Here is a 26219-nt window from a genome sequence, read left to right as displayed (position 1 = left end):
TCCGTAGAAGGTTTCGGTCGGTCGTCGGTATTTCCGGTATTTAATGCTGGCGCAGGATCTCGCCGAGGAACTTGCGCGTACGCTCGTGGCTCGGCGCGCTGAAGAATGCCTCCGGCGTGGCCTCCTCCACGATCGCGCCGTCCGCCATGAAGATCACCCGGTCGGCGACCTGCCGGGCGAAGCCCATTTCGTGGGTGACGCAGATCATGGTCATGCCTTCTTCTGCGAGGCCGATCATCGTGTCGAGCACCTCCTTGACCATTTCGGGATCGAGGGCGGAGGTCGGCTCGTCGAAAAGCATGACCTTCGGCTTCATGCACAGCGCGCGGGCGATGGCGACGCGCTGCTGCTGGCCGCCCGAAAGCTGGGAGGGGTATTTGTCGGCCTGCTCCAGAATCTTGACGCGCCCCAGCAGTTGCCGGGCCGTGGCCTCGGCCTCCGCCTTGCCCGCCCCGAGCGAGCGCATCGGCGCCAGCATGCAGTTGTCGAGCACGGTCATGTGCGGAAACAGGTTGAAGTGCTGGAAGACCATGCCAACCTCGCGACGGACCGCATCGATGGTCCGCGCGTTGTCGTCGACCTTGGTGCCGCTGACCCTGATCTCGCCCTTCTGGTAGCTCTCCAGATGGTTGATGCAGCGGATCAGCGTCGATTTGCCGGAGCCCGACGGCCCGCACAGGACGATGCGCTCGCCCTTGCGGACCGAGAGGTTGATGTCGGTCAGGGCCTTGTAGTCGCCATACCATTTCTCGACATGGTTCATGGCGATCATGGGTTCCGCTTGCGCGGCGGAACCCTTCATGGCGTCGGCTTGCGTCATGGCCCGCTCCGGCGTTTCGGTTCAGCCGGCGGTGAAGGTGATGCCTTCGAGGCTGTCCGGGAACTTGTGGACCGGCACCTTCATCCACTTGTCGTAGATCTTCTGCAGCTCGCCATTGGCCTTGATCTTGTCGATGAAGGTGTTGATCGCGGCGTTGATCTCCTTCTCGCCGAGGCGGGTGCAGGCGCCGTTGTAGAGGTTCTGGAATTCGAGCTTGTTCTCGAACTCGCCGGGCCGCGCCTGCTCGATGCGCTGAAGGTAGAAGATGTTGCCTCCCAGCGCCTGGACCTGGCCGGAAACCAGCGCCTGAATGGACGGGGCATCGCCGTCATAGCGGCGGATGGTGGTGCTGGAGGGGGCGTTCTTGGTCACCTGCGTGTCCTGGGCCGCGCCCTTGGCGACGCCGATGGTGAACTTCCCCATATCCTCGTTGGTCTTGATCGTGTCCTTCTTGGCCCCGACCAGAACGATGGTGTTGGCGACATAGGGCTTGGAGAACTGCACCGCCTTGGCGCGCTCGGGCAGCATCGCCATGGTGGCGAAGAGCACGTCGACGCGGCCGGTGGTCAGTGCCGGGATGCGGTTGTTGACCTCGAGCGGCACGAACTCGACCTGCACGCCGAGCTCCTTGGCGAAGAGCGTGGCGATGTCGGCGTCGAGGCCGTCCTGCTTGCCGGCGCTCGTGACGAAGCCCCAGGGCGGATTGTCTCCCTGGATGCCGACGATGATCTTGCCGCGTGCCTTGATCTCGGCCGGCGTGATCGCCTGCGCCGGGCTTGCGAGGAGCGCGGGCAGAGCCAGCGCGGCGGCACCGGCGGCAAGCAGGACGCGGCGGGTGGTCTTCATCATGGTTCTCTCCCTTGCGACGTTTCGTGGTTGGTCTTCGTGACGACCCTTCGCGGGTTCGTATCAGCGCGAGGCGATCGCCATGCGCCGTTCCAGATGGCTGCCATAGAGCGAGAGCGGCCAGCAGATCAGGAAATAGAGGATGCCGACGATGCCGAAGACGAGCAGCGGCTTGAAGATCTGGTTCGAGACGATGTTGCCGGCCCGCGTCAGCTCCGTGAAGCCGACGATGGCGGCGAGCGAGGTGCCCTTGATGAGCTGGACGAGGAAGCCGATCGTCGCCGGCAGCGAGATGCGGATCGCCTGCGGCAGGACGACATCCTTCATCCGCGAGGCGTAGTGCAGGCTCAGCGCCTTGGCGGCCTCGGTCTGGCCCTTCGGCACGGCCTCGATCGAGCCGCGCCAGATCTCGCCGAGATAGGCGCTGGCATGCAGGGTGAAGCCGATCGCCACCGCGATCCAGGCATCGAGCCGCAGGCCGATCAGCGCCAGCCCGTAATAGACCACGAAGAGCTGCATCAGGAGCGGCGTGCCCTGGAACAGAGCGATGTAGGCCGAGGTGCCGCGCTCCAGCGGCTTGATGCCGGAGGTGCGCATCAGCGCCACCGCCAGCCCGAAGAACCCGCCGCCGACGAAGCCGACGAGCGACAGCAGCACGGTCCATTTCAGGCCGGTCAGCAGGAAGAGGAATTCGGCCTCGCCCATCGCGCCCTCCTCACTTCACCGGATAGGAGAAATAGCGGCGCGTGATCTCGCCGAAAAAGCGCATCATGACCCAGGAGATCACCAGGTAGAACACCGTGATCGTGCCGTAGACCTCGAAGGAGCGGAAGCTCGAGGTCTCGATCTGCTGCGCCACCGAGGTGAGCTCATAGGCCGAGATCGCGGAGCAGATGCTCGTCGTCAGGGTCAGCAGCACGAACTGGCTGGTGAGCGAGGGAAAGATCGCGCGAAGGGCCGGCTTCAGCACGATCAGCCGGAAGACCTGGCCCTTGTGAAGGCCAAGCGCCAGCCCCGCCTCGATCTGCCCCTTGGGGATCGACTGCACGCCGCCGCGGATGATCTCGATGGCGTAGGCGCCGCCATTGATGCCGAGGGCGATGATCGCGGTCGGCGTCGGGTCGAGGCGCAGGCCGGCCAGCGGCAGAGCGAAATAGATGAAGAAGATCTGGACGAGAAAGGGGGTGTTGCGGATCAGCTCGACGAAGGCCTTCACGGCCCAGCGCACCGGCGCGAGGGCTGAGTCCCGCAGGATCACGCCGCCGATGCCGATCACGATCGCCAGCGCCATGCCGCCGAGCGCGAGCGCAAAGGTGCCGAGGCACGCCGCGAGAAGATCGGGCAGGCCTTCGATCACGGGCGTGAAGTCGAGCTTGTAGTTCATCCTCGCTCCCTGGACGGACGACCTTCTGTCGGGTCGCTCCGCGTTTCCTCGTTTGTCCGCGCCTCTTGATCGGGCGCCGTGGTCCGGCTTGCACTGACGGCCGGCAGTGATAAATGTACCAAGCAGTTAAATCGGTCAAGCGAACCGGCAGGCGGCGCCGCTTGTCTTATTGGCCGAGGCAATGCTGCGGAGACCGGCATCATGGCAAAGGCATCCGCGCTGTCACGCAGGACCGCCGCGGGCAAGCTGCGCCAGTCCTCCTGGACTCAGGACCCCGAGGGGGTGAAGCGCGATATCCTCGACGCGGCGCGGCAGGAATTCGTCGAGAACGGGCTGAGCGGTGCGCGCGTCGACGAGATCGCCGCGCGCACCGCCACCAGCAAGCGGATGATCTACTACTATTTCGGCGACAAGGAGGGGCTCTACCGGGCCGTTCTCGAGGCGATGTACGATCGCATCCGCAGCTTCGAGCGCGATCTCGATCTCGCCTCGCTGCCGCCGCGCGAGGCGATGGTGCGGCTCGTCGAGTTCACCTTCGACTATCACGTCGACAATCCCGATTTCGTCCGCATGGTCATGGTGGAGAACGTCCACCACGCCCGCAACCTGAAGGCTTCGAAGACCATCGCCGGGCTCAACCGCTCGGTCGTCGAGGTGACGCGGGAGACCTACCGGCGCGGCGTCGAGGCCGGGTTGTTCAAGACCGGATACGAGCCGCTCGACATCCACCTCACGATCAGCGCCCTGAGCATCTACAACGTCTCCCACCGGGCCACGGTCGGCCAGGTCTTCGGCTACGATATGTGCGCGCCGGAGATCATCGCACGCCGCCGCGCCATGACGATCGAGGCTGTGCTGGGCATGCTGCGGCTGGACGGATAGGCACGCTTCAGCGCAGCCAGAACACGCCGATCGCCAAAGTGGCCAGCGTCAGCGGCGCGCCGATTCTGAAATAAGCCCAGAATTCGATCGCGATGCCGTCCTTGGCGGCGCGCTCGGCCACGATCAGGTTGGCGACCGAGCCCAGCAGGGTGAAGTTGCCGGCAAGCGTCGAGGCCATCGCCACCACGAGCCAGGCTCGTTGCGGGTCCTGTACCGTCTCGACGAAGGGCTTCAGCACCAGCACGGCGGGCACGTTGCTGACGAGGTTCGACAAAACCGCAGTGAGCCCGGTCAGCACCGCGACATTGCCGAGGTCGAGCTGCGTGGCCTGGGCGATCACCTCCTTGGTCAGCACCGCATGCTCCAGCCCCCGCACCACGACGAAGAGGCCGGCGAACATCAGCAGGAGCTGGCCGTCGATCTCGGCATAGACCTTTTTCGGCGAGACGCGACGGGTCAGAAGCAGCAGGGCCGCCGCGCAGATCGCGACCTTGGCGACGGGCTGGCCGAGGAAGAACAGGGCGATCATCGCCAGCGCAACGAGTGCCGACTTGCCCGCGAGCCAGCCATGGTAGTGCGCCGGCACGGCGACCTCCGGCAGGGCCTGCCTGGTGAGGTATTCGCGCGGGTTGAGCAGCAGCACGAGCAGGACCGTGACGAGCAGGCCCAGCGCCGCCACCGGCACCAGCGCGCCGGTGAAGGCGCCATAGGAAATGCCGGAAAGGTTGCCGATGATCATGTTCTGCGGATTGCCGGTGATCGTCGCCGTCGAGCCGACATTGGACGAAAGCGCGACCGCGATGAGGTAGGGCACCGGGTTGCGGCCGAGCGCACGGGTGAGCGTGATGACGATCGGCGTCATGACGAGGCAGATCGCATCGTTGACGAGGAAGGCGGAAAGGATGCCGGTCGTCACCACGACTGCCGCGAGCAGCAGCGCCGGGTGCCCCGCCCTGCCCACCGCCCAGCCGGTCACCATGCGGAAGAAGCCCGACAGCCTGAGATTGGCGACGACGATCATCATGCCGAGGAGCAGCGCGATCGTGTCGAGGTCGATGGCGCGATAGGCCTCCTCCAGCGGAAGCACGCCGCAGGCCACCATCAGCGCCGCGCCGATCAGCGCCGCGCCGGCCCGGTCGACCCTCAATCCCGGAACGCGCCCGATCGCGATCGCGACATAGGTCGCGAGGAAGATCGCGATCGCCGCGAGTTGAGTCGCTCCGCTTCCCCAGACGCTCATCAGCCTCACGCCGCCTTTTCACCCAGGCCGCCCGGAACAGGGGCCGTGCCGTGGTCGGTCGGCGGCTGATAGTCCCGGGTTTCGGGCATGGCAACGAGGTAGAGCGCAAGGCCGACGGCTGCGATGGCGGCCAATGCCAGGAACGCCGCGTCCAGCCCTGGCAGACCGCCCTTCGAGACCGTGCGTGCTCCCGAGGACGCCGCCGCGCCCTTTGCTTCGACGGCCATCGTCAGTCTATGTCCATTCGGTGCGCGGCTCGGCAGATGTGATGTCAGGTCGGGATGGATGCGAGCCCGCCACAGCCGGGGGCGGGATTGATCGGCGAGCTGGCCTCTGCTTATGTCGCTGCATGCGAATTCGGCGGATCGTTGCTGCATCATCGAAGCGACTTAGCCGCCCGGCGCGTTGAGCGCGCCGGGTCGGGAGGTTTCGCCCATCGCATCGCGCCGCGGCCGCAGGCCCTGCTGCCGGCACGGCACCGACACCACGAAGGTTTTCCATGTCCAGCATGCCGATCTCGAAGTACCGCGCCTACGCGCCGGTCAACCTGCCGGACCGGCAATGGCCCTCCAAGGTACTGACGCAGGCGCCGATCTGGTGCTCGGTCGATCTGCGCGACGGCAATCAGGCGCTGATCGAGCCGATGGGCGTCGAGCGCAAGAACCGCATGTTCCAACTGCTGGTATCGATGGGCTTCAAGGAGATCGAGGTGGCGTTTCCAGCCGCCTCGCAGACCGATTTCGACTTCGTGCGCTCGATCATCGAGAGCGGCGCCATTCCCGACGACGTCGCCATCCAGGTGCTCACCCAGTGCCGGCCCGAGCTGATCGAACGGACATTCGCCGCGGTGAAGGGGGCGAAGAACGTGATCCTGCACTTCTACAACTCGACATCGACGCTGCAGCGCGAGGTCGTCTTCCGGCAGGAACGCGAGGGCATCACCAAGATCGCGGTGGAGGCCGCGACCCAGATCAAGGCGCTCGCGGACGCCGCGCCCGAGACCAACTTCACCTTCGAATATTCGCCTGAGAGCTTCACCGGCACAGAGCTGGATTACGCGCTGGAAATCTGCGAGGCGGTGAAGGCCGTCCTGCGGCCGACCCGCGGGAAAAAGCTGATCCTCAACCTGCCGGCGACGGTCGAGATGGCGACGCCGAACGTCTATGCGGACCAGTTCGAATGGTTCGGGCGGCATATCTCGGACCGCGACAGCGTGCTGCTCTCGATCCACCCGCACAATGATCGCGGCACGGCGGTGGCCGCGGCGGAGCTCGCCCTGATGGCCGGCGCCGACCGCGTCGAGGGCACGCTGTTCGGCAATGGCGAGCGCACGGGCAATGTCGACATCGTCACCATGGCGCTGAACCTGTTCACGCAAGGGGTGGACCCCAAGCTCGACCTGCGCGACGTCAGCACGATCCGCAGCGTGGCCGAATACTGCACGCAGCTGCCGGTGCATGAGCGCCACCCCTATGTCGGCGACCTCGTCTACACCGCTTTTTCCGGCTCGCATCAGGACGCGATCAAGAAGGGTTTCGACGCGCAGCAGAAGCGCAACGACCCGCTGTTCCAGGTGCCCTATCTGCCGATCGACCCGAAGGATGTCGGGCGCGACTACGAGGCGGTGATCCGCATCAATTCGCAGTCCGGCAAGGGCGGCATCGCCTATATCCTGCAGGCCGATCACGGACTCGACCTGCCGCGGCCGCTGCAGATCGAATTCTCGAAGATCGCGCAGGAGCAGATGGACGCCGACGGCAAGGAGCTGACCAGCACGGCGCTCTGGAGCCTGTTCGGCCGGACCTATCTCATCAGCGACGCGCCGCTGGAGCTGCTCTCGCACACGACGCTGCCCACCGGCCGGGGCAGCCGCACCCTGACCGCGGAGCTCAGGCAGAGGGATGGCACGATCCGCACCATCGAGGGCGAGGGCAACGGGCCGATCGACGCCTTCGTCGAGGCGCTGAAGCGGACCTATGGCGTCGAGTTCTCCTTCCTCGACTATCACGAGCATGCGGTCGGCCGCGGCGCCAATGCCACGGCCGCCTGCTATGTGAAGCTCGAGGATGCCCAAGGAGAGGTCGTCCACGGCGTCGGCATGGACCCCAACATCGTCATGGCTTCCCTCAAGGCCGTGCTCAGCGGCGTGCAGCGGATGATGGCGGGCGCAGCCGCCGGCTGAGCCGCGACCGCCCGCCGGCTGGCGCTTCTATTCGGCCGGCGCGGCCGCCGCACGCTCCAGAATCGCCACCGTCTCCTCCAGGCTCTCGCGCACGCCCAGCAGGAAATCCTTGCGGAAGGCGATGATCGTGTCCGGCTGCTCGCCCTTGTGGGTATAGACGACGCTGACCTGGGCCGGATTGACATAGACGGGCTTCCCGTCGCCGGGGGAGGTGAACTTGCAGAGCTTCGGCATTGCGTGTCCCAGATGCGGTCTCGCTGCGCGCATGCAGCCGGTCGACATCTAGAGCATCGGGCGCAGTCGGCGAAGGCCGCTTGGTGCGCTCCGGACCATTCGGAAACGTCCCTCAATGTCATTTGACGTTGCGCGCGAATCCGTGATTGGCAATGAAGGACGTTCCCGAACCCCCTGGCTGGCCGGATGCCCATCTCTCAGGCGTTTTTCAAACGCTCCAACGCGGTGCTGCTGGCGATCGGGATCGTGATCCTTCTCGGCATCGTCGCGACCTCGCTCTGGCTGACGGCGGCCAGCGAGCGCTATTTCGGCCAGGTCATCGCGGCCCGCGAAATCCGCAGCGCTTCGGCGAACCTCATCTCGCTGGTGCAGGACGCCGAAACCGGCCAGCGCGGCTTTTTGCTGACGCGGGACGAGGAGTATCTCGCTCCCTATCTGAGGGCCGTGGCGGGCTTCGACGACACCCTGACACGTTGGCGGGCAGCCGCCGTGACCGTGCCGCAGATCGAAGCCCAGATCAGCAAGCTCACGGAGCAATTGCGCCAGAAGATGGCGGAACTCGCTTCCACCGTCGATCTCGCCCGCAGGGGCGATGTCGCGGCGGCCCTGGCCATCCTGAGGGATGGCAAGGGCAAACAGCTGATGGACGATGTGCGCGATGATTTCACGCAGATTCTCGATCGCTCCGAAGCAGAGCTCCGCCGCGCCATCGAGGCCCAAAGCGCTGCAAGCATGCGGCTGCGCTGGGCGACGATCATCGGCGCGGTGCTGCTTATCGGCATGGCGGCCGCCGCCACCTGGACGATCCTGAGCTACACCAACGAGCTGACCGAGGCCCGGCGGGAGGTTGAGGCCCTCAACACCGGGCTCGAGGAGCGGGTGCGGGAGCGGACCGAGGCTCTCGTCAAGGCGAACGAAGAGGTCCAGCGCTTCGCCTATATCGTCACCCACGACCTGCGCGCCCCGCTCGTCAACATCATGGGCTTCACCAGCGAGCTGGAAGCCACCTTCAAGCCGATCGACGGCTATGTCGAAGCCGGCGAGGCCGCGACACCGGAACAGCGCGAGGCCGCCCGGGAGGCCCTGCGGGACGACATCCCCGAGGCCGTCGGCTTCATCCGCTCCTCGACCCGCAAGATGGACGGGCTGATCAACGCCATCCTCAAGATTTCCCGCGAGGGCCGGCGCACGCTGAAGCCCGAAACGATCGACCTGACGAAGGCGGCAGAGGCGGCGGCGGCGGCGGTGCATCACCAGGCCAGCGGCGAGGATGGCGGCGGCATCGACGTCGACTCGCAGGTCCCGCGGATCGTCACGGACCGGCTGTCGCTCGACCAGATTCTCGGCAACCTGCTGGACAACGCGATCAAGTACCGAGCCCCGGACCGCCCCGTCCGGATCAGCGTGCGGACCCGCCGCGCCGCCGCCGGACGGGTGCAGATCGAGATCGAGGACAATGGGCGCGGCATCGCCCCGGCCGATCACGAGCGCATCTTCGAACTGTTCCGCCGCTCGGGAATGCAGAACACCACCGGAGAGGGAATCGGCCTTGCGCACGTGCGCACCATGGTGCGAAACCTCGGCGGCGACATCACGGTGCGGTCCCAGCTCGGAAGCGGCACCACCTTCACCATCCTGCTACCGCTCGATCTGGCGCTCCACAGAAGGAAGACCGAGGCATGAACCGCGGCAAACCAGTATCGATCGTGATGATCGAGGACGATGAAGGCCATGCGCGCCTGATCGAGAAGAACATCCGCCGAGCCGGAGTGAACAACGAGATCATCCCCTTCGCGAACGGCACCGATGCCCTGACCTACCTGCTGGGCGCCGATGGCTCGGGCGAGGTCAGCGCCGGACGCCAGCTCCTGATCCTCCTCGACCTCAACCTGCCCGACATGGGCGGCGTCGATATCCTGGAGAAGGTCAAGGGCAACGCGCACACCAAGCGCTCGCCGGTGGTCGTCCTGACGACCACCGACGACAGCCGCGAGATCCAGCGCTGCTACGATCTCGGCGCCAATGTCTACATCACCAAGCCGGTGGCCTATGAGGGCTTCGCCAACGCGATCCGGCAACTCGGCCTCTTCTTCTCGGTGATGCAGGTTCCGGAGACGGCATGACGCTCTGGTCTGGCGCCGCCTGATGCCCGAGCGGGTCATCCACGTCCTTTATATCGACGACGACGACGCGCTCGGGCGGCTGGTCCAGCGCATCCTGTCGCGGCGCGGCTATGCCGTCACCCATGTCGCCTCGGCGCAGGACGGCTTCGCCCGCCTGGACGGGCAGCCCTTCGACGTCATCGTCCTGGACCACGACCTCGGCACGACGTCCGGCCTCGAGGTGCTGGCCGCCCTGGCGCAGCGCGATCACATGCCGGCGGTGGTCTATGTCACTGCCTCGGCCGAGCTCTCGATCGCGGTCGAGGCGCTGAAGGCGGGCGCGATGGACTATGTCGTGAAGACCGTGGGCGAGGATCTCGACGTGCTGCTGACGGCGGCGCTGGAGCATGCCGTCGCCAAGACGCGGCTGACCCGGGCCCGGGAGGCGGCCGAGCAGGAGGTGCGCGCGGCGCGTGACAAGGCCGTCGCGCTGCTGGCTGAGGTCAACCACCGCGTCGCCAACAGCCTCGCGCTCGTCGGTTCGCTCGTCAGGATGCAGGCCAACGCGGTGCAGGACCCGGCCGCGAAGGCGGCGCTTGCGGAGACACAGGCTCGCATCACAGCGATCGGCAACCTGCATCGCAGCCTCTACACCTCGGACGATGTCCGCGTGGTGGATCTGGCCGGCTATCTGACGACGCTCGTCGGCGAGTTCGGACGCTCGCTTTCGGGCTCCGAGCTGACGCCGACCATCCGCTTCGAGGCCATGCCGCTATTGGTGAAGACCGACCGGGCGATCTCGATCGGCCTGATCACCACCGAGCTGCTCACCAATGCGCTGAAATATGCCTATCCCGAAGGAAGCGGCGAGGTGCGGGTCAGCCTTTCGGTGACGGAGACGGAGGCTGTGCTGACCGTTGCCGATGACGGCATCGGCTGGAGCGGCCAGGGGCAGATCGCCGGCACCGGGCTCGGCAGCAAGATCGTCCGTGCGATGGCCAACAGCCTCGCCACCGAGCTGCGTTACGAGGATACGGGCGGCCGGGGCACACGGGCCGTCCTCCCCTTGCCGATGCAGGCGATCGCGCCCGAAGACGGCCCTTCGCCCTGAGGGCCTGTCGTTCTCGTCAGAGATAGGGCGGGGTGCAGGCGCTGACCACCATGCAGGGCTCGGTGCCGATGTTGCGGAAGCGGTGCGGCACCCGGCTGTCGAAGAGATAGGCCTCCCCGGGCTTCAGCACCTTGACCTGATCCCCAACCGTCAGCTCCAGCTCGCCCGACAGCACGACACCGCCCTCATGCGAATTGTGCTTCAGCATGGCGACGCCTGTATCGGCACCCGGCTCGTAACTCTCGTGCAGGATCTGGAGGTTGTGGGCCTTGGCGTCGCCGACCTGGCGGAAGGACATGCGGCCGCTGCTCTCGCCGCCATTGACCTGATGCAGGCGCGAGGTCAGGTCGATCAGGTCGCCGGCCGCGAAGAACACCTGGTCGCGCGGCAGATGCCCCTCGTCGAAGAAATTGACCATCGTCATCGGGATGCCGTCGAGGATCTTGCGCAGCGACGCCACGGAGGGGCTGCTGCGGTTCTGCTCGATCAGCGAGATGAGGCTGTGGGTGACGCCCGAGCGCGCAGCCAGTTCGCGCTGCGAGAGCCCCGCTGCCTGCCTGATCTCCCGCAGCCGCGTGCCGACGTCGAATCCCATGAGCGCTTCCTTATCCGCTGACCCCAGCTTGTCAAACGTGCCGATGATGCGAAACCGCCTTCCGGGCGACGACAGGCGCGGCTTTCGCTTCGGCCCGGCGGCAGGAACGCGCGGGCCGCGACCTCCAAAAATTGGAGCAACCCCGCTTTTTGGTGGCATCCGGCCAACCGGCTGCCCCTTCTAAGGCATTGTGAAATTTAACTTTAGCCTTTGGCACGGCGCTTGCGCAGCGGTTCCGCGATAGTGAAAGCGGACGCTCATGCTGTGGCAGGCCCTTGTTGACTTCGACGGCACCATCTCCTGCCGCGACACCACCGACGCCATTCTCCAGCGGTTCGCCGAGCCAGGCTGGGAGGCGGTCGAGGCGGAATGGGAGGCCGGGCTCATCGGCTCGCGCGAATGCATGGAGCGGCAGGTCGCGCTGCTGCGCGTCTCGCCCGACGTGCTCGACACCTTCGTCGCCTCCCTGGAGATCGACTGGGGCTTCGCCTCCTTCGTGCGGCTGTGCCAGCGCCATGGCGTCCCGGTCAGCGTGGTCTCCGACGGGCTTGACCGGACGATCCACACGCTGATGGGGCGGGCCGGGCTGGGGCACCTGCCGGTCGTCGCCAACCATCTGGAATCGATCGGCGGCGATCGCTGGCGGATGACCTCGCCGCATGCGGCGCCGGGCGGCGCCTGCGGCAGCGGCACCTGCAAGTGCCGCATCGCATCCAGCCTCTCCCGGCCGCTGACCCTGCTCGTCGGCGACGGCCGCTCGGATTTCTGCCTCGCCGGCGAAGCGGACCTCGTCTTCGCCAAGAAGAGCCTGATCGCGCATTGCCGCGAAACGGGCATCGCCCACCAGCCCTTCACGGATTTTGCCGAGGCCGTCGCGCTTCTGGAAGCCGTGCTCGCCGGCGCCCCCATGCCGGCCGACAGCCTGACCCTCAAGGACAAGATCGATGGATGACCTGACCTCCCTGCTCGACCGCACGGCGACACCCGCGGACGGTCTGGCGGCGGACGAGGCGCGCCTGCTCGCGCTCGAAGCCGAGTACTGCTCGCATGGCGACACGGTCCACTACACGCAGTTTCCGAAGATCTTCTCGGGCTGCGAAGGCTCCTTCATGCTGGATGCGGCCGGCAACCGCTTCCTCGACCTGCAGATGTGGTATTCGGCCGTCAATTTCGGCTACGCCAATCCGCGCCTGAACAATGCGCTGAAGCGCCAGATCGACACGCTGCCGCAGGTCGCCAGCCAGTATCTGCATCGCGAGAAGATCGAGCTCGCGGCGATGATCGCGCAGGATGCGGAGCGCAAGTTCGGCGAGAAGGGCCGCGTCCACTTCAATGTCGGCGGGGCCCAGGCTGTCGAGGATTCGCTGAAGCTCGTGCGCAATGCCTGCAACGGCAAGAGCCTGATGTTCGCCTTCGAGGGCGGCTATCACGGCCGCACGCTCGGCGCCTCGGCGATCACCTCCTCCTACCGCTATCGTCGCCGCTTCGGCCATTTCGGCGAGCGCGCGCATTTCATCCCCTTCCCCTACCATTTCCGGGGACCGAAGGGCATGAGCAAGGAAGAGTATGGCGAGCACTGCGTTCAGCAGTTCGCCCGGCTCTTCGAGAGCGAATACAACGGCGTCTGGGACCCCAAGGTCGGCCAGGCGGAATACGCCGCCTTCTATGTCGAGCCGCTGCAGGGCACGGGCGGCTACGTCATCCCGCCGCCTAACTTCTTCAGCGGGCTGAAGAAGGTACTCGACGACCACGGCATCCTGATGGTCGTCGACGAGATCCAGATGGGCTTCTACCGGACGGGCAAGCTCTGGTCGATCGAGCATTTCGGCGTGACGCCGGACGTGATCGTCTTCGGCAAGGCGGTCACCAACGGTCTCAACCCGCTCTCGGGCGTCTGGGCCAAGGAAGCCCTGATCAACCCCACAATCTTCCCGCCCGGCTCCACTCACTCGACCTTCAACGCCAACCCGCTCGGCACCGCCGTCGCGCTCGAGGCGATGAAGATGATGGAGGAGGAGGACTACGAGACCATGGTCATGGCCAAGGGCGCGTATTTTCTCGAAGGGCTGAGGGACCTCCAGACCCGCCACAAGATCGTCGGCGAGGTCGACGGACTCGGCATGGCGCTGCGCATCGAGATCTGCGAGCCGCATGACAGCTACACGCCGTCCAAGCGCCTCGTAGACCTGATGTGCGACGAGGGCATGAAGGCCGACCTGGAGGTGGCCGGCCAGCGCTACGGCCTCGTGCTCGACATCGGCGGCTACTACAAGAACGTCATCACCCTCGCACCCGCTCTGACCATGAGCTACGTGGAGATCGATCTGGCGATTGCGCTGCTCGACCAGCTCTTCGCCCGTGTCGCAACTGCCTGATAGCCGCCGAGGGCCAGTTGCGATTGCGTGTGATCGATCTCGACCTAGGCGTGGCGGCTCAGGAGCCGCTGCGCCGGCGCATCGATGCGGGTGCCGCAACCCGCATCGATGCCGCCGATCTTGCCTGCCGCCTGCGTATCGTGGCGAGCCGGGGAGCGCTGCAAAGCCTCGCCTCCCGGCTACAGCCCGGCGCCGGCGGTGGGCGCGAGATCACCGTGACGTTCTACGGGTCGGGTGATTTCCACCACCTGACCGCAAGCCTTGTCGCCACGGTCGACGAGGATGTGACCATCATCCATTTCGACAACCACCCCGACTGGGTGCGCTTTCCCGCCACGGTCAATTGCGGCGCCTGGGTCAACCGGGCGCTGGAACTGCCGCAGGTGCGCAAGGTCGTCACCATCGGCCCCTGCAGCGACGACCTCGTGCGGCCGGAGCTGCAATTCGCGAATCTCGGCGCCGTCCGCGACGGCCGGATTGCCCTTTTTCCGTGGCGTCATGCGCCTTCGCGTGTCTGGGGCCGCTACGGCAGCACGGCGAGCTACAGGCAGGAGGGCCGGCACCTGCACTGGCGCAACCTCGCCGACGAAGACTGGGACGATTTCCTGGGCGAACTGATCGCGGCGATCCCGACCCGGGCGGTCTGGCTCACCATCGACAAGGACGTGCTCGGCCCGCAGGATGCCTGCACCAACTGGGACCAGGGCGAGCTTCCGCTCGGCCATCTCCTTTCGGCCGTCGAGCGCCTTGCGCAGGAGCGGTCCATCGCTGGCATCGACGTCTGCGGCGACTGGTCGGAACCGCTTTTCGCCGACCCTTTCCGGGCGGCTCTCGCCTGGTTCGATCACCCCAGGGCCGTCACGCCCGCGCCTGCGGCGCTGGCCCGCAACGGCGCCGTCAACGCGGCGCTGATCGACTGCTTCGAGCGGGTGCTGGCATGAATGGCTGGATCGTCTTCTGGTTCGCGCTCTCCGTCGTCTGCGACGTCGCCGGCCAGCTCTGCCTGAAGCGCGGTGCCGACGATCTGCCCGATGCGTCGGGCGCGACGCTGGCGCTCGCGACCCTGCGCTCCGGCTGGGTGCTGGGAGGCTGCGCGATCTACATCGCCGAGATCTTCATCTGGCTGCGCATCCTCGCCGAGGTGCCGCTCTCGATCGCCTTCCCGATCGCGAGCCTCAACTTCCTCGGCGTGACGCTGGCGAGCGCGCTCGTGCTCAAGGAGCGGGTCGTGTTGCGGCAATGGCTCGGCGCCTTTCTCATCACCTGCGGCGTCGTCGTCGTCGCCCATACCGCCTGACGGGACATTTTGCCGTGCCGATCCGCGACCACAGCCTCCGCTATGCCGGCGATGCGACGGGATTCCTGCTGATCCACGGGCTGGGCGGCACGCCGGTCGAACTCCGGCTCGTCGCCCGCGCGCTGCACCGCGCCGGCCACACCGTGCACTGCCCGCAGCTCGCCGGCCATTGCGGCACGGAGGCCGACCTGCTCGCCACGGGCTGGCGCGACTGGGCGAAAAGCGTCCTCGCCGAGCTCGACCGCATGCGCGAAAGCTGCGAGCGCGTCATCGTGGGCGGGCTCTCGATGGGCGCCGTCATGGCGATGCACATCGCCGCCGAACGCCCGCTCGACGTCGACGGGCTCGCTCTCTACGCGCCGACCCTGCGCTATGATGGCTGGTCGATCCCCTGGTATTCCTTCCTGCTGAAGCTGCTGATCAACACGCCGGTCGGCCAGCGCTTCAGCTTCGTCGAACGCGAGCCCTATGGGGTGAAGGACAAGCGCACCCGCCACATCATCTTGAATGCGATGGCCTCCGGCGACTCCGCCGAGGCCGGCCTGCACGGCACGCCCTCGCGGTCAGTCCAGCAGATGTGGCACCTGATCGCGAGGACGCGCCGCCAGATGTCCTCGATCACCTGTCCGGCCCTGCTCGTCCATGCGCGCGAGGACGACGTCGCCGGCCTCTCCAACGCCTTCGAGGTGCAGCGCCGGCTCGGCGGGCTGGTGGATGCGGTGATCCTCGACGACAGCTACCACCTCGTCACGATCGATCAGCAGCGCGATATCCTGATCGAGCGCTCGCTCGGACTGGCCCAGCGCCTCTCCAGGGCTGCTCCCGCCAGAAGGCCGGTGCCGCTGCACGCCGACGCGGTGGAATGACGGCGTTCACCGGCCATATCGCGACGGACATCGCCGAGATCCAGCCCTGCGCCTGGGATACCTGCCTTCCGGGCGAAGCGGAGTGCCACGGCTATTTCAAGGCTTGCGACGAGGCGGCCGCGCGCTCGGGCGTCGGCCTGCGCTGCGGCGCGGTCTTCGTGGAGGATTCGGAAGGAACAGCCGCCGTCGCACCGCTCTTTCGGCTCGACTACAGGCTCGACACCCCCCTGCAAGGCCGGCTGCGGCAGGCCGCCGACGCCGTGTTCGGACGCTTTCCCGGGCTCGTCACGCTCAAGGTCATCTGCGTCGGCTCACCCTATGCGGAACGCTGCCATCTGGGTTTCGCGCCGCGGCTCGACGCGGCGGGGCGCGCGGAAGCGGCGCGTGCGCTGCTCGGCTCGCTGGAGCGGCAGGCCGCGGCGGAGGGCGCCCATCTCGTCGCCTTCAAGGACCTTGCACCGGCGGAGGATGCGCTGACGGCACCGATGCTCGGCCATGCCGGCTTCGCGGCGCTCGGCAGCCTGCCGGTGGCCACGCTGGATCTGCCCTTCCCGGACGAGGCTGCCTATCTCGCCTCGCTTTCCGCCTCGACGCGCAAGGACATCCGCCGCAAGCTCGCCAAGGCCAAGGCCGTGCGCATCGAGCACCGCAGCGACATTTCCGGGCTGGAGGAGGTGATCGGCGACCTCTACGAGTCGACGCGCCGGCAAAGCGGTCTCGACTATGGCGACCTCGAAGTGCTGCCGCCGGGCTATTTTCCGGCCGTCGCCAGGGCGCTCGGCGAGCGGGCCGTCTTCGCGCTCTACTGGATCGGCGAGGACCTCGCGGCCTTCAACCTGCTGCTGGTCGAGCCCGGCCGCGTCATCGACAAGTTCCTGGGCATGCGCTACCCGCTGGCCCGCGAACACAATCTCTACGCTGTGAGCTGGATGGCGAATGTCCGCTTCTGCATCGCGCGCAGCATCCCCCTGCTGCAAAGCGGCCAGACGGCCTATGCCTCGAAGCTGCGCTTCGGCAGCCGACTGGTGCCTTCCGTGATCCGCTTCCGCCATCGCAGCGCGCCGCTGCAATGGCTTCTCGGCCGCATCAGCCCCCTCCTGTCCTTCGCGCGCTTCGACCCCGATCTGGCCGCACTCGCAAAGACGAAGCCGGAGAAGGCCGCATGAGCGCCCTCGCAGCACATGCCTTACCAAATCGCTGGCGGCAGGTCCTGATCTGGACCGCCTTCATCGCGCTCGACACCGGCACGCAGATCGCCTTCAAATGGGGTGCCGACGGCCTCACCGATCTCGATTTCGGCGTCGAGATGCTGACGCGCGCGCTTGCGCTGCCCGGCGTGTGGCTGGCGGCGCTCGGCTATGTCGGGACCTTCTTCGTCTGGATGGCGATCCTGAAGGACATGCCGCTCAGCCGCGCCTTCCCGATGACGGGGCTGGCCTATGTCACCGTTCCCTTGCTCGCCTGGCTGGTGCTGGGCGAGAGCATCGATCTTACACGCGCCTGCGGCATCGGGCTGATCGTCGCCGGCGTCATCGCACTCGGAGGAGAGAGCAAGGATGCGTAGCGCTCTCGCCGCACTGGGTCTGGCCGTCGGCTTCATGGGCGCGGCGCAGGCCCAGAGCGCGGCCGACATCGCGGGGCGCTGGAAAGATTCCGACGGCGAATCCGTCATCGCCATCGCGCCCTGCGGCCCGGCCCTGTGCGGCAGGATCGTCTGGCTGAAGCAGCCGCGCACCGACCGCAACAACGGCGATGCCAAGCTGCGCGAGCGCTCGCTGATGGGCGTGCAGGTCCTCGGTGGCTTCAAGCCGGACGGATCGGGCAAGCTCGCCGGGGACGGCTACAATCCCGAGGACGGCAAGACCTACCGCACCACGCTTGCGCTCGACTCTTCGGGACGGCTTCTTGTGCGGGGCTGCGTGCTCGGCGGCTTGATCTGCGACGACGACATCTGGACAAGAGAACCGTAAGACCGCGTGAAACAGGCGAGAAGGCACCGATGTCGGCGCGGATGAGCACGCTCAGACTCAGGCTGGTGATCGCCTTCATGCTCGTCAGCGTGCCGGCGATGCTGGCTTCGACCTATGTCGCCGCGCGGTTGATCTCCGGCGCCTTCGAGCAAAACGTCGCGCAATGGCTTGGCGAGACCTCTCGCTTCTTCCGGCTCGAGGTGATGGACGCCACGCAGGAGGCCCAGCGCGTCGCGACGGTGATCGGCCAGCGGCTGGAGCGCACCAACCACTCCGACCTCACCGCGCCGCGCGCGATCGAGCACGAGTTCCAGCTGCTGAACTCGGTCGGCTATGATCTGATCGCGATCTATGACGAGAACCGGACCGTTTTGTTCTCGTCGCGGAGCTTCACGCCCGACGCGCCGCTGCCGACGCGCAGCGGCGAAGGCATCTTCAAGGTGCGGGCCAACGAGACCCATCTGATCATGGCCGGTGCGGTCCAGGAGATCCACGTCAAGGGCCAGGCGGCCTATGTCCTCGTCGGCAGCTGGCTGGACGAAAGCTATCTTGGCGGCATCCGGGTGGTGACCTCGCTCGACGTCAGGCTCTTCGCCGATTTCGGCGACGAGCTCGTCCCGGTCCTGCAAACGCATCCGGAGCGTACCGCGCCCATCCCGCAGGCCGTCAGGGCCCAGCTCGCCTCCGGCGAGGAAGACGAGATCTTCGACGGCCAGGCCGATGCCGGGCGTTACCGCGCCGTCTATGCCGGCTTCCGCGGCATCGACGGCAAACTGGCGGCGATCGGCTTCATCGGGCTGTCGCGCGATGCCGGCTTCTTCGAGCAGCTCAGCCGGCGCAGCCTGTTCTTCGGCATCTTCGCCTTCGGCTGCCTAATCTCGGTGCTGGTCGGCATCCTGATGTCGGACCTGCTGGTGCGGCCGCTGCGTGCCCTGACGCGCGGCGTGCGCGCCATCGCCTCGGGCGATTTCGGCCACCGGGTCCCGGCCGGCAGCGGCGGACACGAGCTCAACCAGCTCGCGGCCGGCTTCAACGGCATGGCCGAGCAGCTCGGCAAGCTGCAGGAGCTCGAAGGCGAGCTGAGGCGCCGGGACCGACTCTCGGCTCTCGGCCAGGCGGCCACGGTGATCGCTCATGAAGTCAGAAACCCGCTCGGCATCATCAAGACCTCCACGGAGGTGGTGCGCAACCGGGCCAAGCTCGCCGGGTCCGAGGACCGGATGCTCGGCTACGTCATCGATGAAGTGCGCCGGATCGAGACCCTGGTGCGCGACTTCCTCGATTTCGCCCAGCCCAAGGCACCGGTGACGACCGAGCTGCCGATGCGCGCGATCATCGACCGCGTTGCCGCCGTCGCCGCGCCCGAGCTCAGCCGACGAAAGGTCGCAATCGCGGTCGCCGACGACAGCGGCGGCGCGACGATCCTGGGCGATCCCGACCAGTTGCACCAGGCCTGCCTCAACCTCGTGCTCAACGCCATCGATGCCATGCCGGAGGGCGGGGCGATCCATGCGAGCGTCACGGCGACGGAAAACTGCGTGTCCCTGACCATCCGCGACGAGGGCCCGGGCGTTGCCCCCGAGATCCGCGAGCAGATCTTCAATCCGTTCTTCACCACCAAGGCCAAGGGGACGGGGCTCGGCCTCGCCAAGGTGCAGACGGTCGCGGAATCGCATGGCGGTAGCGCCTCCTGCACCAGCGAACCGGGACGGGGGGCCTCGTTTACGCTTACGCTGCCGCGTCCCGATTCCGGAGCCCGCGCATGAGCCATTCCATCCTGGTCGTCGACGACGAGACCCGGCTCGCCGACGTGCTGGCGGCGGCGCTGGAAGACCTCGGCTACCGCACGACGGCGGTCGACAGCGCGCGGGCGGCGCTGGAGGAGCTGGAACAGGCGCGCTTCGACCTGGTCCTGACCGACCTTCGGTTGCCGGTGATGGATGGGCGCGCGCTGCTGCGCGAGGTGCGCAGGCGCTGGCCGGAGATTCCCGTGGTGATCATCACCGCCTTCGCCGCCGTGCGCGACGCGGTCGAGCTCGTGAAGGAAGGCGCCTTCGACTACATCGCCAAGCCCTTCGAGATGGAGGATGTGGCCGCCACGCTGCGACGGGCGCTCCGTCTCGCCGATGTGGTGCGCGAGAACGACCGGCTGCGCGGCGAGCTGGAGGGACGCTACTCCTTCGACACGCTGATCGGCAGCAGCCCGGCCTTCCGACGGGTGATCGAGCAGGTCACCGAAGTCTGCGAGACACGCGCGACCGTGATGCTGAACGGCGAGAGCGGCACCGGCAAGGAACTCGTCGCCCGGGCCATCCATTTCAACAGCCCGCGCCGGACCAAGCCCTTCGTCGCGGTGAACTGCGCGGCCATTCCCGAGGGGCTGCTGGAGAGCGAACTCTTCGGCCATGTGAAAGGGGCCTTTACCGGTGCCCTTGCCAACCGCGTGGGCCGCTTCGCCGCCGCCGATGGAGGAACCCTCTTCCTCGACGAGATCGGCGACATGCCGATCGGACTCCAGGCCAAGCTCCTGCGCGTCATCCAGGAGCGCAGCTTCGAGCCGGTGGGCGCCAGCCGCAGCCAGAGTGTCGATGTGCGCCTCGTCACCGCCACCCACAAGGACATGCGGCAGGCGATCGCGGACGGACGCTTCCGCGAGGACCTCTACTACCGGCTGAACGTGTTCCCGATCGCGCTGCCCGCCCTGCGCGAGCGCAGCGAGGATATCCCTCTCCTGGCGAGCCATTTCATCGGGGAGCTTGCCGAGACGATGGGCAAACGCGTCACCGGCTTCACGCCGGCCGCGCTCGCGGCGATGAGCGGCTATGACTGGCCGGGGAACATCCGCGAGCTGCACAATTGCGTCGAGCGCGCGGTCATCGTCGCGCGGGGGGACACGATCGACGTCCCGGACCTGCCGCGCGACCTGTTCGAACCCGGCCGCCGCGAGACGCACAACGCCTTGCCGCGCGACCTCGACGCCGAACTGGAGCGGCTGGAACGCGGCTTCATCATCGAGGCGCTGCGCCGGACGGACGGCGTTCAGGTTCAGGCGGCCAAGCTGCTCGGAATCGCGGAGCGCAGCCTGTGGCACCGGATCAAGAAGCTGGGGATCAAGGTCGGCCGCTCGGTCGGCGAATAATCGGGGACAGGGGTGCCGATGCCGTTATGGCGGCATCAACATGGCTGGGCTATAGGGCAGGCCTCTCACGGCAGGATGCCGGAAGGATGACGTCATGCGTGCGACCGCCCTCGCGAGCCTGCTCGCCCTGAGCCCGCTGGGGGCCTGGGCGGCCGACATCACGCCGGCGCTGAGCGACCCGACGCCTGCAAAGGGCTGGGTCGTCACCATTGGCGGATCGGTCCAGCTCGGCCCGAAATATGACGGTGCGAGATCCGCCGGCCTGTCGTTCATGCCGTCGCTGAGCTGGCGCCGCGTGGGCGAGCCTGACGGGTTCAGCGCCCCGGATGACGGCCTCGACCTTGCCCTCTACGAGACGGACCGGTTCAGCATCGGCGCGGTCGGCGATATCCGCTCCGGCCGCTATTCCGGCAGCAACAACCGGCTCTTCGGCCTGCGCGACGTGCCCTGGTCGATCGAAGCCGGCGCCTTCGTCGAGTTCTGGCCGATCGAGGATCGGCTGCGCACCCGGCTGGAGGTCAAGCAGGGTTTCCATGGGCATCACGGCATCACCGCCGATTTCTCGATGGACTGGGTCGAGCGCCTGAATGGCTTCACCTTCGCGATCGGTCCCCGTCTGGCCCTCGGCGACAACCGCTTCATGCGGCGCTACTTCGGAGTCTCGCCGCTGGAGGCCACCTTCAACCGTTACTTCATTGCCTATTCGCCCGGTGGCGGGCTGAAGAGCGTCGGTCTTGCCAGCTCGCTCGACTACAAATGGTCCGACACCTGGTCGACGACGCTGTTCGGCCGCTATGACCGGCTGGCGCAGGATGCGGCCCATTCCCCCCTCGTCGCCACGGTCGGCCAGCGCCATCAGGTCACCTTCGGCCTCGGGCTGAACTATTCCTTCCAGATCGGCGGCTGACGGGCCGCCCCCTCTCCGCCGGATCACGACCATGCCAGCGACCGCCCCCACCGTCGTCTTCGATGTCGGCAATGTCCTGCTGCGCTGGGACCCGACGCTGGTCTATCGCGAGCTGATCCCGGAGGCCGGGAAGCGCGACTGGTTCATGCGCAACGTCTGCACCGGGGCCTGGAACATCGAGCAGGATCGCGGCCGCTCCTGGGAGGAGGGCGTCGCGCTGCTGGTCTCCCGGCATCCGGAATGGGAGCGCGAGATCCGCGCCTATGACGAGCGCTGGCACGAAAGCGTGCCGGGCGTGATCGAGGACAGCGTCGCGGTGCTCGCGGAACTGAAGGCGCGGGGCGAGAAGGTCTATGCCATCACCAATTTCTCGCGTGAGAAATGGGCCGAATGCCTGATCCGCTTCCCGTTCCTGCAGAGTTTCGACGGCGTCGTCGTCTCGGCCCATGAGCGCCTGATCAAGCCCGATCCGGCCATCTACCGGGTGCTGTTCGAGCGCTATTCGCTCGGGGCCCGCGACTGTATCTTCATCGACGACAGCGAGAAGAATATCGCCGCCGCGAGCGAGACCGGCATGAAGACCGTGCATTTCATCGAGCCGATCGACCTGCGCGCCGCGCTGCGCGGCCACGGCGTCAGCCTCTAGCCGGGTCAGGTCAGCTGGGCCGCGCGTTTCGCGAAGGCCGATGCCAATTGGCCGGTATCGGCGGCGTTCCCCGCCGAGGCGTTGCCTGCCTTGGCCCGCGCCGCGATCCCTTCGAAGATCGCCGCCCAGCGGAACAGCGCGAAGGCCAGGTGGAAGGGCTGCAGCGCCACGCCATGCCGGGCACGGCCGGCATAGAACCCGGCGAAACGCTCCAGGGAGGGGATGCCGAGCGTGTCGAGAGCGAGCCCCGCGAGCCCGCCATACTCATCGGGAGCCGATTGCCAGGCGATGGCGCAATGGGCGAGATCGGCGAGCGGATGACCAAGGGTCGAGAGCTCCCAGTCCAGCACCGCGACGATACGCGGCTCGCTCGGATGGAACATGACGTTGCCGATGCGATAGTCGCCATGGACGATGCTGCTGGTCTCGTCCAAGGGGATATGCGCCGGCAGCCAGGCGCGCAGCCGTTCGATATGCGGGTCGGCGCGATTGCCGGACAGCTCCCATTGCCGGCCCCAGCGCGTGATCTGCCGCGCGAAATAATTGCCGGGCTTGCCATAGTCGGCGAGGCCGGCCGCTGCCGCATCGACATTGTGCAGGGCCGCCAGCGTTTCCGCCAGCGCGGCATACATCGCCGTGCGCTCGGATGCCGGCAAGCCGGGCAAGGTGCAGTCGTGGAAGACGCGGCCCTCCACCTTCTCCATCACGTAGAAGGGCGTGCCGACGATCGGCCTGTCGTCACAGTAAAGCAGGGCCGGCGGCACCGGGACCGGCGTATCCCGCAGGGCGCGGATCACGCGGTATTCGCGGTCGATGGCATGGGCCGAGGGCAAGAGCTCGCCGGGCGGCTGCTTGCGCAGGACGAGCGCGCGGTCGTCGTAGTCGACGAAGAAGGTCGGGTTGGACTGTCCGCCGCCGATCGGCTCGATCCGCATCGGGCCCGAGAGATCGAGCGCGCGGCGCAGATATCCGTCGAGCGCTCCGAGATCGAAGCCGAAGGAAGAGGCGTCAGCCACGGCTCTCACGGGCCGGCGACCTCCCACCGCCAGAAGTCATCCCCTTCCTTGTCGAGGAAGCGGTTGAGGACCATCTGGTGCACCTCATCGGCCCCGTCGACCAGCCGCGCCTGCCGGGCATAGCGGTAGATCCATTCCAGCACCGTATCCTTGGAATAGCCGCGCGCACCGTTGATCTGGATCGCCATGTCGGCGGCCTCGTGGAGCGTGTTCGCGGCCTGCACCTTGGCCATCGAAACCTCCTTGCGGGCCTGCCCGCCACGATCCAGCTCCCAGGCTGCCTTCATCACCAGCAGGCGGCCGATCTCGATTCCCATCGCCGTGCGCCCGAGCTTGAGTTGGATGCTCTCGCGATCGGCCAGCCGGATGCCGAAGCCCTCGCGCGTCGCGGCGTAGGCGCGCGCGATCTCGACGCAGCGCTTGGCCAGGCCGAGCCAGCGCATGCAATGGGTCAGCCGCGCGGGCCCGAGCCGGATCTGCGTGACCTTGAAGCCGTCGCCCTCCCCCATCAGCACGTCTTCCGGCGGAATGCGCAGGCCGTCGAAGGCGATCTCGCAATGCCCGCCATGCTCCTCCGGACCCATGATCTCGATGCGGCGGACGATGTGCCAGCCCGGCTGGTCTCGATGAAACAGGAAGGCGGTGAGCCCGCGCCTGGCATCGTCCGAGGTGCGTGCGACCACGGTGAAATGCGCCGCCTGCTCGGCGCCGGTGATGAACCATTTGCGGCCATAGAGGCGATAGGAGCCGTCCGCCTGCTTCTCGGCCCGCGTGCGGATCATCGTCGGGTCGGAACCGCCGCCCGGATGCGGCTCCGTCATGGCGAAGGCCGAGCGCACATCGCCGGAGACGATGGGGGCGAGCCAGCGCCGCTTCTGGTCCGGCGTCGCCACCGCTTCCAGCATCATCATGTTGCCGTCGTCGGGCGCGGCGGAATTGAACACCACCGGCCCGAAGATCGAGCGGTTCATCGCCTCGTAGCAGACGGCCATGCCGATGCGCCCGGCGCCGAGACCGCCGTTTTCGGGCTTCAGCTGCAGGCACCAGAGCCCGGCGGCACGCGCCCTGGCGCGTAGCTCGGCCAGCGCGGTCTCGGCGATGTTCTCATGCGCGTCCCAGCTCGCCCTGTCGCTTTCGCGCGGGATGATCTCGTGCTCGACGAAAGCCGCGATGCGGCGGCGCAGATCGTCGAGCTCGGCGGAAATCGTGAAATCCATGGCGGCGAGAGACATCCCAGGCGGTGGGCGGAGGCATCGGGAAGCGCCGGTCGCGCTATCTGGCGGCGATCGTAGGCCATCGCTGCCGCGCCGGTAAAGCCGCGAAACGGCGGCGGGCGGGGCGGCGGGCGGGGGCTGCGAAAGCGCGCCTCATTTAGGTCGCGTTAACTCTGCCGGGCTAGCTCTTGGGCCTCGGTTTACGGTGAGTCCTGTTCGCTGGTTTGGCATGTATAAGCGCGATCGTCTTCAGCGAACAAATCTCTTCGCTTCCAACGACTTGGGCGTCCATCCGATAGAGGAGGGCGCGGCCCGCCCGAGCGCTGCGAACGCGCCCGCACCACCCGTCGAGCGCCCTGCGGCGCTGCCCGGCGTCTATGTCCGCCAGAGCCGCGCGACGGCCCGGCGCGCGGCGTCCCAGCCGGACGGAGCATCGGCGGCCGTCGGGCTCACCGCATCGTTCAGCGCGTCGCTCAGCGCCTTCTGGCAAGGCGGCATCCACCCGCCGGCCGTGCCGCTCTCCGAGCAGACGAAGGTGCGGTTCTGGCGCACGCCGCGGCATCTGATGCAGCAGATCTGGGGCACGGCCGTGCCCGGCATGGAGCCCGCCGCAGAGGCGGCCCCGGAGCCTTTCGAGCCCATCCCGGCGACAATCGCCGTGTCGGAAAGCGATGGCGATGACGCCGTCGATGATCTCGCGGACTGGGCCGACGAAGCCGCCTTCCTCGGCGACACGGAGCCCGGCCCGGCCGAGCCTGTGACGCCCTTCGCCTTCCTGTCCGACCATGCCTTCTGGGATCTCGTGCCGGCCATCGAGCAGCACGAGGATGTCGTGGCGCCCTCCGCGCCGGCCCAGCCGCCGGCGCCCGTGCCTGTCCCGAGCGCGACCCGCCCCGCGCCAGCCCCGGCTCGGCAGTCCCGCCCTTCCCCGGCCCCGGCACCGCGGCCGGAGCCGGTCTGGCAGGGCTATTCGGTCAATCTCAGCTTCTCGATGCCGTCCTACGCGCCGTCCGCTCCTGCGGCGCCGGTGCCGCAGGCGCCCCAGGCGATGACCGTCGCCGCCCCGGCCGAGAGCGAGCCCGCTGCCGCGCCAAGGCCGCACCGGCAGACCAGCCTGCGCGACATGAAGGTGCGCGCGATCGCGAGCGAAGGCGGCTTCCAACTGCCGCCGATCGAGTTCCTGGCCGAGCCGCCGCAGACGCAGGACGAGGTGCCGGTCGAGACGCTGCAGCAGAATTCCGGCCTGCTCGAAGGCGTGCTGGAGGACTTCAACGTCAAGGGCGAGATCGTCCAGGCCTGCCCCGGGCCTGTCGTGACGCTGTATGAGCTTGAGCCTGCTCCTGGGACGAAGTCGTCGCGGGTGATTTCGCTGGCGGACGACATTGCGCGGTCG

At 67.3% G+C, this 26219-nt stretch carries 28 protein-coding genes; 18 read left to right on the top strand and 10 right to left on the bottom strand.

Translation table 11 applies throughout. The annotated features are described in order from the left end of the window. Positions 1-40: 40 nt before the first annotated feature. The 4 genes from BW981_RS16165 to BW981_RS16150 all read right to left on the bottom strand — a co-directional run bounded on the left by BW981_RS16165 (position 41) and on the right by BW981_RS16150 (position 3050). The gene (locus BW981_RS16165) at positions 41-772 is read right to left on the bottom strand and encodes an amino acid ABC transporter ATP-binding protein (protein ID WP_139333807.1); all 732 of its coding nucleotides are present in this window, start codon (positions 770-772) and stop codon (positions 41-43) included. Positions 773-841: 69 nt separating this feature from the next. Next, positions 842-1669: a transporter substrate-binding domain-containing protein gene (locus BW981_RS16160; protein WP_076441061.1), complete on the bottom strand. Its 828-nt coding sequence runs from the start codon at positions 1667-1669 to the stop codon at positions 842-844. A gap of 60 nt (positions 1670-1729) precedes the next feature. Continuing rightward, positions 1730-2371, bottom strand: a complete 642-nt coding sequence (locus BW981_RS16155; RefSeq protein ID WP_076441059.1) for an amino acid ABC transporter permease — start codon at positions 2369-2371, stop codon at positions 1730-1732. A 10-nt stretch (positions 2372-2381) separates the two neighbouring features. After that, on the bottom strand, positions 2382-3050 hold the full coding sequence (locus BW981_RS16150; RefSeq protein ID WP_076441057.1) for an amino acid ABC transporter permease: 669 nt from the start codon (positions 3048-3050) through the stop codon (positions 2382-2384). Positions 3051-3251: 201 nt separating this feature from the next. On the opposite strand from BW981_RS16150, the gene BW981_RS16145 reads away from it, so the two are divergent. After that, positions 3252-3932: a TetR/AcrR family transcriptional regulator gene (locus tag BW981_RS16145; RefSeq protein ID WP_076441055.1), complete on the top strand. Its 681-nt coding sequence runs from the start codon at positions 3252-3254 to the stop codon at positions 3930-3932. A gap of 7 nt (positions 3933-3939) precedes the next feature. On the opposite strand, the gene BW981_RS16140 is transcribed toward BW981_RS16145, so the two are convergent. Together BW981_RS16140 and BW981_RS23445 are read right to left on the bottom strand one after the other, a co-directional pair. Further along, on the bottom strand, positions 3940-5172 hold the full coding sequence (locus BW981_RS16140; protein WP_076441053.1) for an anion transporter: 1233 nt from the start codon (positions 5170-5172) through the stop codon (positions 3940-3942). A 5-nt stretch (positions 5173-5177) separates the two neighbouring features. Beyond that, entirely contained in the window at positions 5178-5399 is a 222-nt protein-coding gene (locus tag BW981_RS23445) for a hypothetical protein (RefSeq protein ID WP_076441051.1), read from the bottom strand. Between the two features lie 281 nt (positions 5400-5680). Between BW981_RS23445 and leuA the strand changes: the two genes are divergently transcribed. Further along, positions 5681-7354 carry a 2-isopropylmalate synthase gene (gene leuA, locus BW981_RS16130; RefSeq protein WP_076441182.1) on the top strand — a complete coding sequence of 558 codons (1674 nt, stop codon included), beginning with the start codon at positions 5681-5683 and terminating at the stop codon, positions 7352-7354. A 27-nt stretch (positions 7355-7381) separates the two neighbouring features. On the opposite strand, the gene BW981_RS16125 is transcribed toward leuA, so the two are convergent. Further along, positions 7382-7588, bottom strand: coding sequence for a hypothetical protein (locus tag BW981_RS16125; protein WP_076441049.1), 207 nt, complete (start codon positions 7586-7588; stop codon positions 7382-7384). A 186-nt stretch (positions 7589-7774) separates the two neighbouring features. On the opposite strand from BW981_RS16125, the gene BW981_RS16120 reads away from it, so the two are divergent. From BW981_RS16120 to BW981_RS16110, 3 genes are read left to right on the top strand one after another with little or no spacing between them, the layout of a single operon-like run. Then, complete coding sequence (locus tag BW981_RS16120) at positions 7775-9271, top strand: sensor histidine kinase (RefSeq protein WP_076441047.1); 1497 nt, start codon at positions 7775-7777, stop codon at positions 9269-9271. Continuing rightward, the gene (locus tag BW981_RS16115; protein WP_076441045.1) at positions 9268-9711 is read left to right on the top strand and encodes a response regulator; all 444 of its coding nucleotides are present in this window, start codon (positions 9268-9270) and stop codon (positions 9709-9711) included. The genes BW981_RS16120 and BW981_RS16115 overlap by 4 nt, the downstream gene beginning before the upstream one ends. 22 nt (positions 9712-9733) lie before the next feature. Beyond that, the gene (locus BW981_RS16110) at positions 9734-10801 is read left to right on the top strand and encodes a sensor histidine kinase (protein ID WP_076441043.1); all 1068 of its coding nucleotides are present in this window, start codon (positions 9734-9736) and stop codon (positions 10799-10801) included. Between the two features lie 16 nt (positions 10802-10817). Here BW981_RS16110 and BW981_RS16105 read toward each other — a convergent pair whose 3' ends face one another. Further along, positions 10818-11396 (bottom strand): cupin domain-containing protein, encoded by a 579-nt coding sequence (locus BW981_RS16105; RefSeq protein ID WP_076441041.1) that lies wholly within the window; start codon positions 11394-11396, stop codon positions 10818-10820. 259 nt (positions 11397-11655) lie between these two features. Between BW981_RS16105 and BW981_RS16100 the strand changes: the two genes are divergently transcribed. From BW981_RS16100 to BW981_RS16045, 12 genes are all read left to right on the top strand, one after another. After that, on the top strand, positions 11656-12348 hold the full coding sequence (locus tag BW981_RS16100; protein WP_076441039.1) for an MtnX-like HAD-IB family phosphatase: 693 nt from the start codon (positions 11656-11658) through the stop codon (positions 12346-12348). Further along, positions 12341-13771, top strand: coding sequence for an aspartate aminotransferase family protein (locus tag BW981_RS16095; protein ID WP_076441037.1), 1431 nt, complete (start codon positions 12341-12343; stop codon positions 13769-13771). Before BW981_RS16100 ends, BW981_RS16095 begins: the two co-directional genes overlap by 8 nt. A 17-nt stretch (positions 13772-13788) precedes the next feature. Beyond that, complete coding sequence (locus BW981_RS16090; protein ID WP_139333803.1) at positions 13789-14712, top strand: arginase family protein; 924 nt, start codon at positions 13789-13791, stop codon at positions 14710-14712. After that, positions 14709-15068 carry an EamA family transporter gene (locus BW981_RS16085; protein ID WP_076441033.1) on the top strand — a complete coding sequence of 120 codons (360 nt, stop codon included), beginning with the start codon at positions 14709-14711 and terminating at the stop codon, positions 15066-15068. The genes BW981_RS16090 and BW981_RS16085 overlap by 4 nt, the downstream gene beginning before the upstream one ends. A gap of 14 nt (positions 15069-15082) precedes the next feature. Continuing rightward, positions 15083-15934, top strand: a complete 852-nt coding sequence (locus tag BW981_RS16080) for an alpha/beta hydrolase (protein ID WP_210188679.1) — start codon at positions 15083-15085, stop codon at positions 15932-15934. Next, complete coding sequence (locus BW981_RS16075; protein WP_076441031.1) at positions 15931-17100, top strand: GNAT family N-acetyltransferase; 1170 nt, start codon at positions 15931-15933, stop codon at positions 17098-17100. Before BW981_RS16080 ends, BW981_RS16075 begins: the two co-directional genes overlap by 4 nt. Beyond that, positions 17097-17498 (top strand): DMT family transporter, encoded by a 402-nt coding sequence (locus tag BW981_RS16070; protein WP_076441029.1) that lies wholly within the window; start codon positions 17097-17099, stop codon positions 17496-17498. The genes BW981_RS16075 and BW981_RS16070 overlap by 4 nt, the downstream gene beginning before the upstream one ends. After that, positions 17491-17904 carry a DUF2147 domain-containing protein gene (locus tag BW981_RS16065; RefSeq protein WP_076441027.1) on the top strand — a complete coding sequence of 138 codons (414 nt, stop codon included), beginning with the start codon at positions 17491-17493 and terminating at the stop codon, positions 17902-17904. Before BW981_RS16070 ends, BW981_RS16065 begins: the two co-directional genes overlap by 8 nt. A gap of 41 nt (positions 17905-17945) precedes the next feature. Next, positions 17946-19670, top strand: coding sequence for a sensor histidine kinase (locus tag BW981_RS16060; RefSeq protein ID WP_175624149.1), 1725 nt, complete (start codon positions 17946-17948; stop codon positions 19668-19670). Beyond that, positions 19667-21043: a sigma-54-dependent transcriptional regulator gene (locus BW981_RS16055; RefSeq protein WP_076441023.1), complete on the top strand. Its 1377-nt coding sequence runs from the start codon at positions 19667-19669 to the stop codon at positions 21041-21043. The genes BW981_RS16060 and BW981_RS16055 overlap by 4 nt, the downstream gene beginning before the upstream one ends. 94 nt (positions 21044-21137) lie before the next feature. Next, complete coding sequence (locus tag BW981_RS16050) at positions 21138-21950, top strand: MipA/OmpV family protein (RefSeq protein ID WP_076441022.1); 813 nt, start codon at positions 21138-21140, stop codon at positions 21948-21950. Positions 21951-21981: 31 nt separating this feature from the next. Next, entirely contained in the window at positions 21982-22596 is a 615-nt protein-coding gene (locus BW981_RS16045) for an HAD family hydrolase (RefSeq protein ID WP_076441020.1), read from the top strand. Between the two features lie 5 nt (positions 22597-22601). Here the strand turns inward: BW981_RS16045 and BW981_RS16040 are convergent, their stop codons facing one another. Both BW981_RS16040 and BW981_RS16035 read right to left on the bottom strand, forming a co-directional pair. After that, positions 22602-23612: a phosphotransferase family protein gene (locus BW981_RS16040; protein ID WP_244560350.1), complete on the bottom strand. Its 1011-nt coding sequence runs from the start codon at positions 23610-23612 to the stop codon at positions 22602-22604. Positions 23613-23617: 5 nt separating this feature from the next. Continuing rightward, the gene (locus BW981_RS16035) at positions 23618-24829 is read right to left on the bottom strand and encodes an acyl-CoA dehydrogenase family protein (RefSeq protein WP_076441016.1); all 1212 of its coding nucleotides are present in this window, start codon (positions 24827-24829) and stop codon (positions 23618-23620) included. Positions 24830-25106: 277 nt separating this feature from the next. On the opposite strand from BW981_RS16035, the gene BW981_RS23635 reads away from it, so the two are divergent. Then, positions 25107-26219: DNA translocase FtsK (locus BW981_RS23635; protein WP_280174203.1), on the top strand; the 1113-nt coding region annotated here is incomplete at its 3' end.

It is taken from the genome of Allobosea sp. TND4EK4, assembly GCF_900156025.1.
In the GTDB taxonomy this organism is placed as follows: Bacteria; Pseudomonadota; Alphaproteobacteria; order Rhizobiales; family Beijerinckiaceae; genus Allobosea.
The sequence above is the reverse complement of the archived record's forward strand: the minus strand, read 5'-3'. Positions and strand labels throughout refer to the sequence as shown.

What these genes read in the sequence shown, in the direction of transcription:
- BW981_RS16165 (WP_139333807.1), bottom strand. Translation starts at nt 772, where the DNA reads ATGATCGCCATGAACCATGTCGAGAAATGGTATGGCGACTACAAGGCC.
- BW981_RS16160 (WP_076441061.1), bottom strand. Translation starts at nt 1,669, where the DNA reads ATGATGAAGACCACCCGCCGCGTCCTGCTTGCCGCCGGTGCCGCCGCG.
- BW981_RS16155 (WP_076441059.1), bottom strand. Translation starts at nt 2,371, where the DNA reads ATGGGCGAGGCCGAATTCCTCTTCCTGCTGACCGGCCTGAAATGGACC.
- BW981_RS16150 (WP_076441057.1), bottom strand. Translation starts at nt 3,050, where the DNA reads ATGAACTACAAGCTCGACTTCACGCCCGTGATCGAAGGCCTGCCCGAT.
- BW981_RS16145 (WP_076441055.1), top strand. Translation starts at nt 3,252, where the DNA reads ATGGCAAAGGCATCCGCGCTGTCACGCAGGACCGCCGCGGGCAAGCTG.
- BW981_RS16140 (WP_076441053.1), bottom strand. Translation starts at nt 5,172, where the DNA reads ATGAGCGTCTGGGGAAGCGGAGCGACTCAACTCGCGGCGATCGCGATC.
- BW981_RS23445 (WP_076441051.1), bottom strand. Translation starts at nt 5,399, where the DNA reads ATGGCCGTCGAAGCAAAGGGCGCGGCGGCGTCCTCGGGAGCACGCACG.
- leuA (WP_076441182.1), top strand. Translation starts at nt 5,681, where the DNA reads ATGCCGATCTCGAAGTACCGCGCCTACGCGCCGGTCAACCTGCCGGAC.
- BW981_RS16125 (WP_076441049.1), bottom strand. Translation starts at nt 7,588, where the DNA reads ATGCCGAAGCTCTGCAAGTTCACCTCCCCCGGCGACGGGAAGCCCGTC.
- BW981_RS16120 (WP_076441047.1), top strand. Translation starts at nt 7,775, where the DNA reads ATGCCCATCTCTCAGGCGTTTTTCAAACGCTCCAACGCGGTGCTGCTG.
- BW981_RS16115 (WP_076441045.1), top strand. Translation starts at nt 9,268, where the DNA reads ATGAACCGCGGCAAACCAGTATCGATCGTGATGATCGAGGACGATGAA.
- BW981_RS16110 (WP_076441043.1), top strand. Translation starts at nt 9,734, where the DNA reads ATGCCCGAGCGGGTCATCCACGTCCTTTATATCGACGACGACGACGCG.
- BW981_RS16105 (WP_076441041.1), bottom strand. Translation starts at nt 11,396, where the DNA reads ATGGGATTCGACGTCGGCACGCGGCTGCGGGAGATCAGGCAGGCAGCG.
- BW981_RS16100 (WP_076441039.1), top strand. Translation starts at nt 11,656, where the DNA reads ATGCTGTGGCAGGCCCTTGTTGACTTCGACGGCACCATCTCCTGCCGC.
- BW981_RS16095 (WP_076441037.1), top strand. Translation starts at nt 12,341, where the DNA reads ATGGATGACCTGACCTCCCTGCTCGACCGCACGGCGACACCCGCGGAC.
- BW981_RS16085 (WP_076441033.1), top strand. Translation starts at nt 14,709, where the DNA reads ATGAATGGCTGGATCGTCTTCTGGTTCGCGCTCTCCGTCGTCTGCGAC.
- BW981_RS16075 (WP_076441031.1), top strand. Translation starts at nt 15,931, where the DNA reads ATGACGGCGTTCACCGGCCATATCGCGACGGACATCGCCGAGATCCAG.
- BW981_RS16070 (WP_076441029.1), top strand. Translation starts at nt 17,097, where the DNA reads ATGAGCGCCCTCGCAGCACATGCCTTACCAAATCGCTGGCGGCAGGTC.
- BW981_RS16065 (WP_076441027.1), top strand. Translation starts at nt 17,491, where the DNA reads ATGCGTAGCGCTCTCGCCGCACTGGGTCTGGCCGTCGGCTTCATGGGC.
- BW981_RS16060 (WP_175624149.1), top strand. Translation starts at nt 17,946, where the DNA reads ATGAGCACGCTCAGACTCAGGCTGGTGATCGCCTTCATGCTCGTCAGC.
- BW981_RS16055 (WP_076441023.1), top strand. Translation starts at nt 19,667, where the DNA reads ATGAGCCATTCCATCCTGGTCGTCGACGACGAGACCCGGCTCGCCGAC.
- BW981_RS16050 (WP_076441022.1), top strand. Translation starts at nt 21,138, where the DNA reads ATGCGTGCGACCGCCCTCGCGAGCCTGCTCGCCCTGAGCCCGCTGGGG.
- BW981_RS16045 (WP_076441020.1), top strand. Translation starts at nt 21,982, where the DNA reads ATGCCAGCGACCGCCCCCACCGTCGTCTTCGATGTCGGCAATGTCCTG.
- BW981_RS16035 (WP_076441016.1), bottom strand. Translation starts at nt 24,829, where the DNA reads ATGGATTTCACGATTTCCGCCGAGCTCGACGATCTGCGCCGCCGCATC.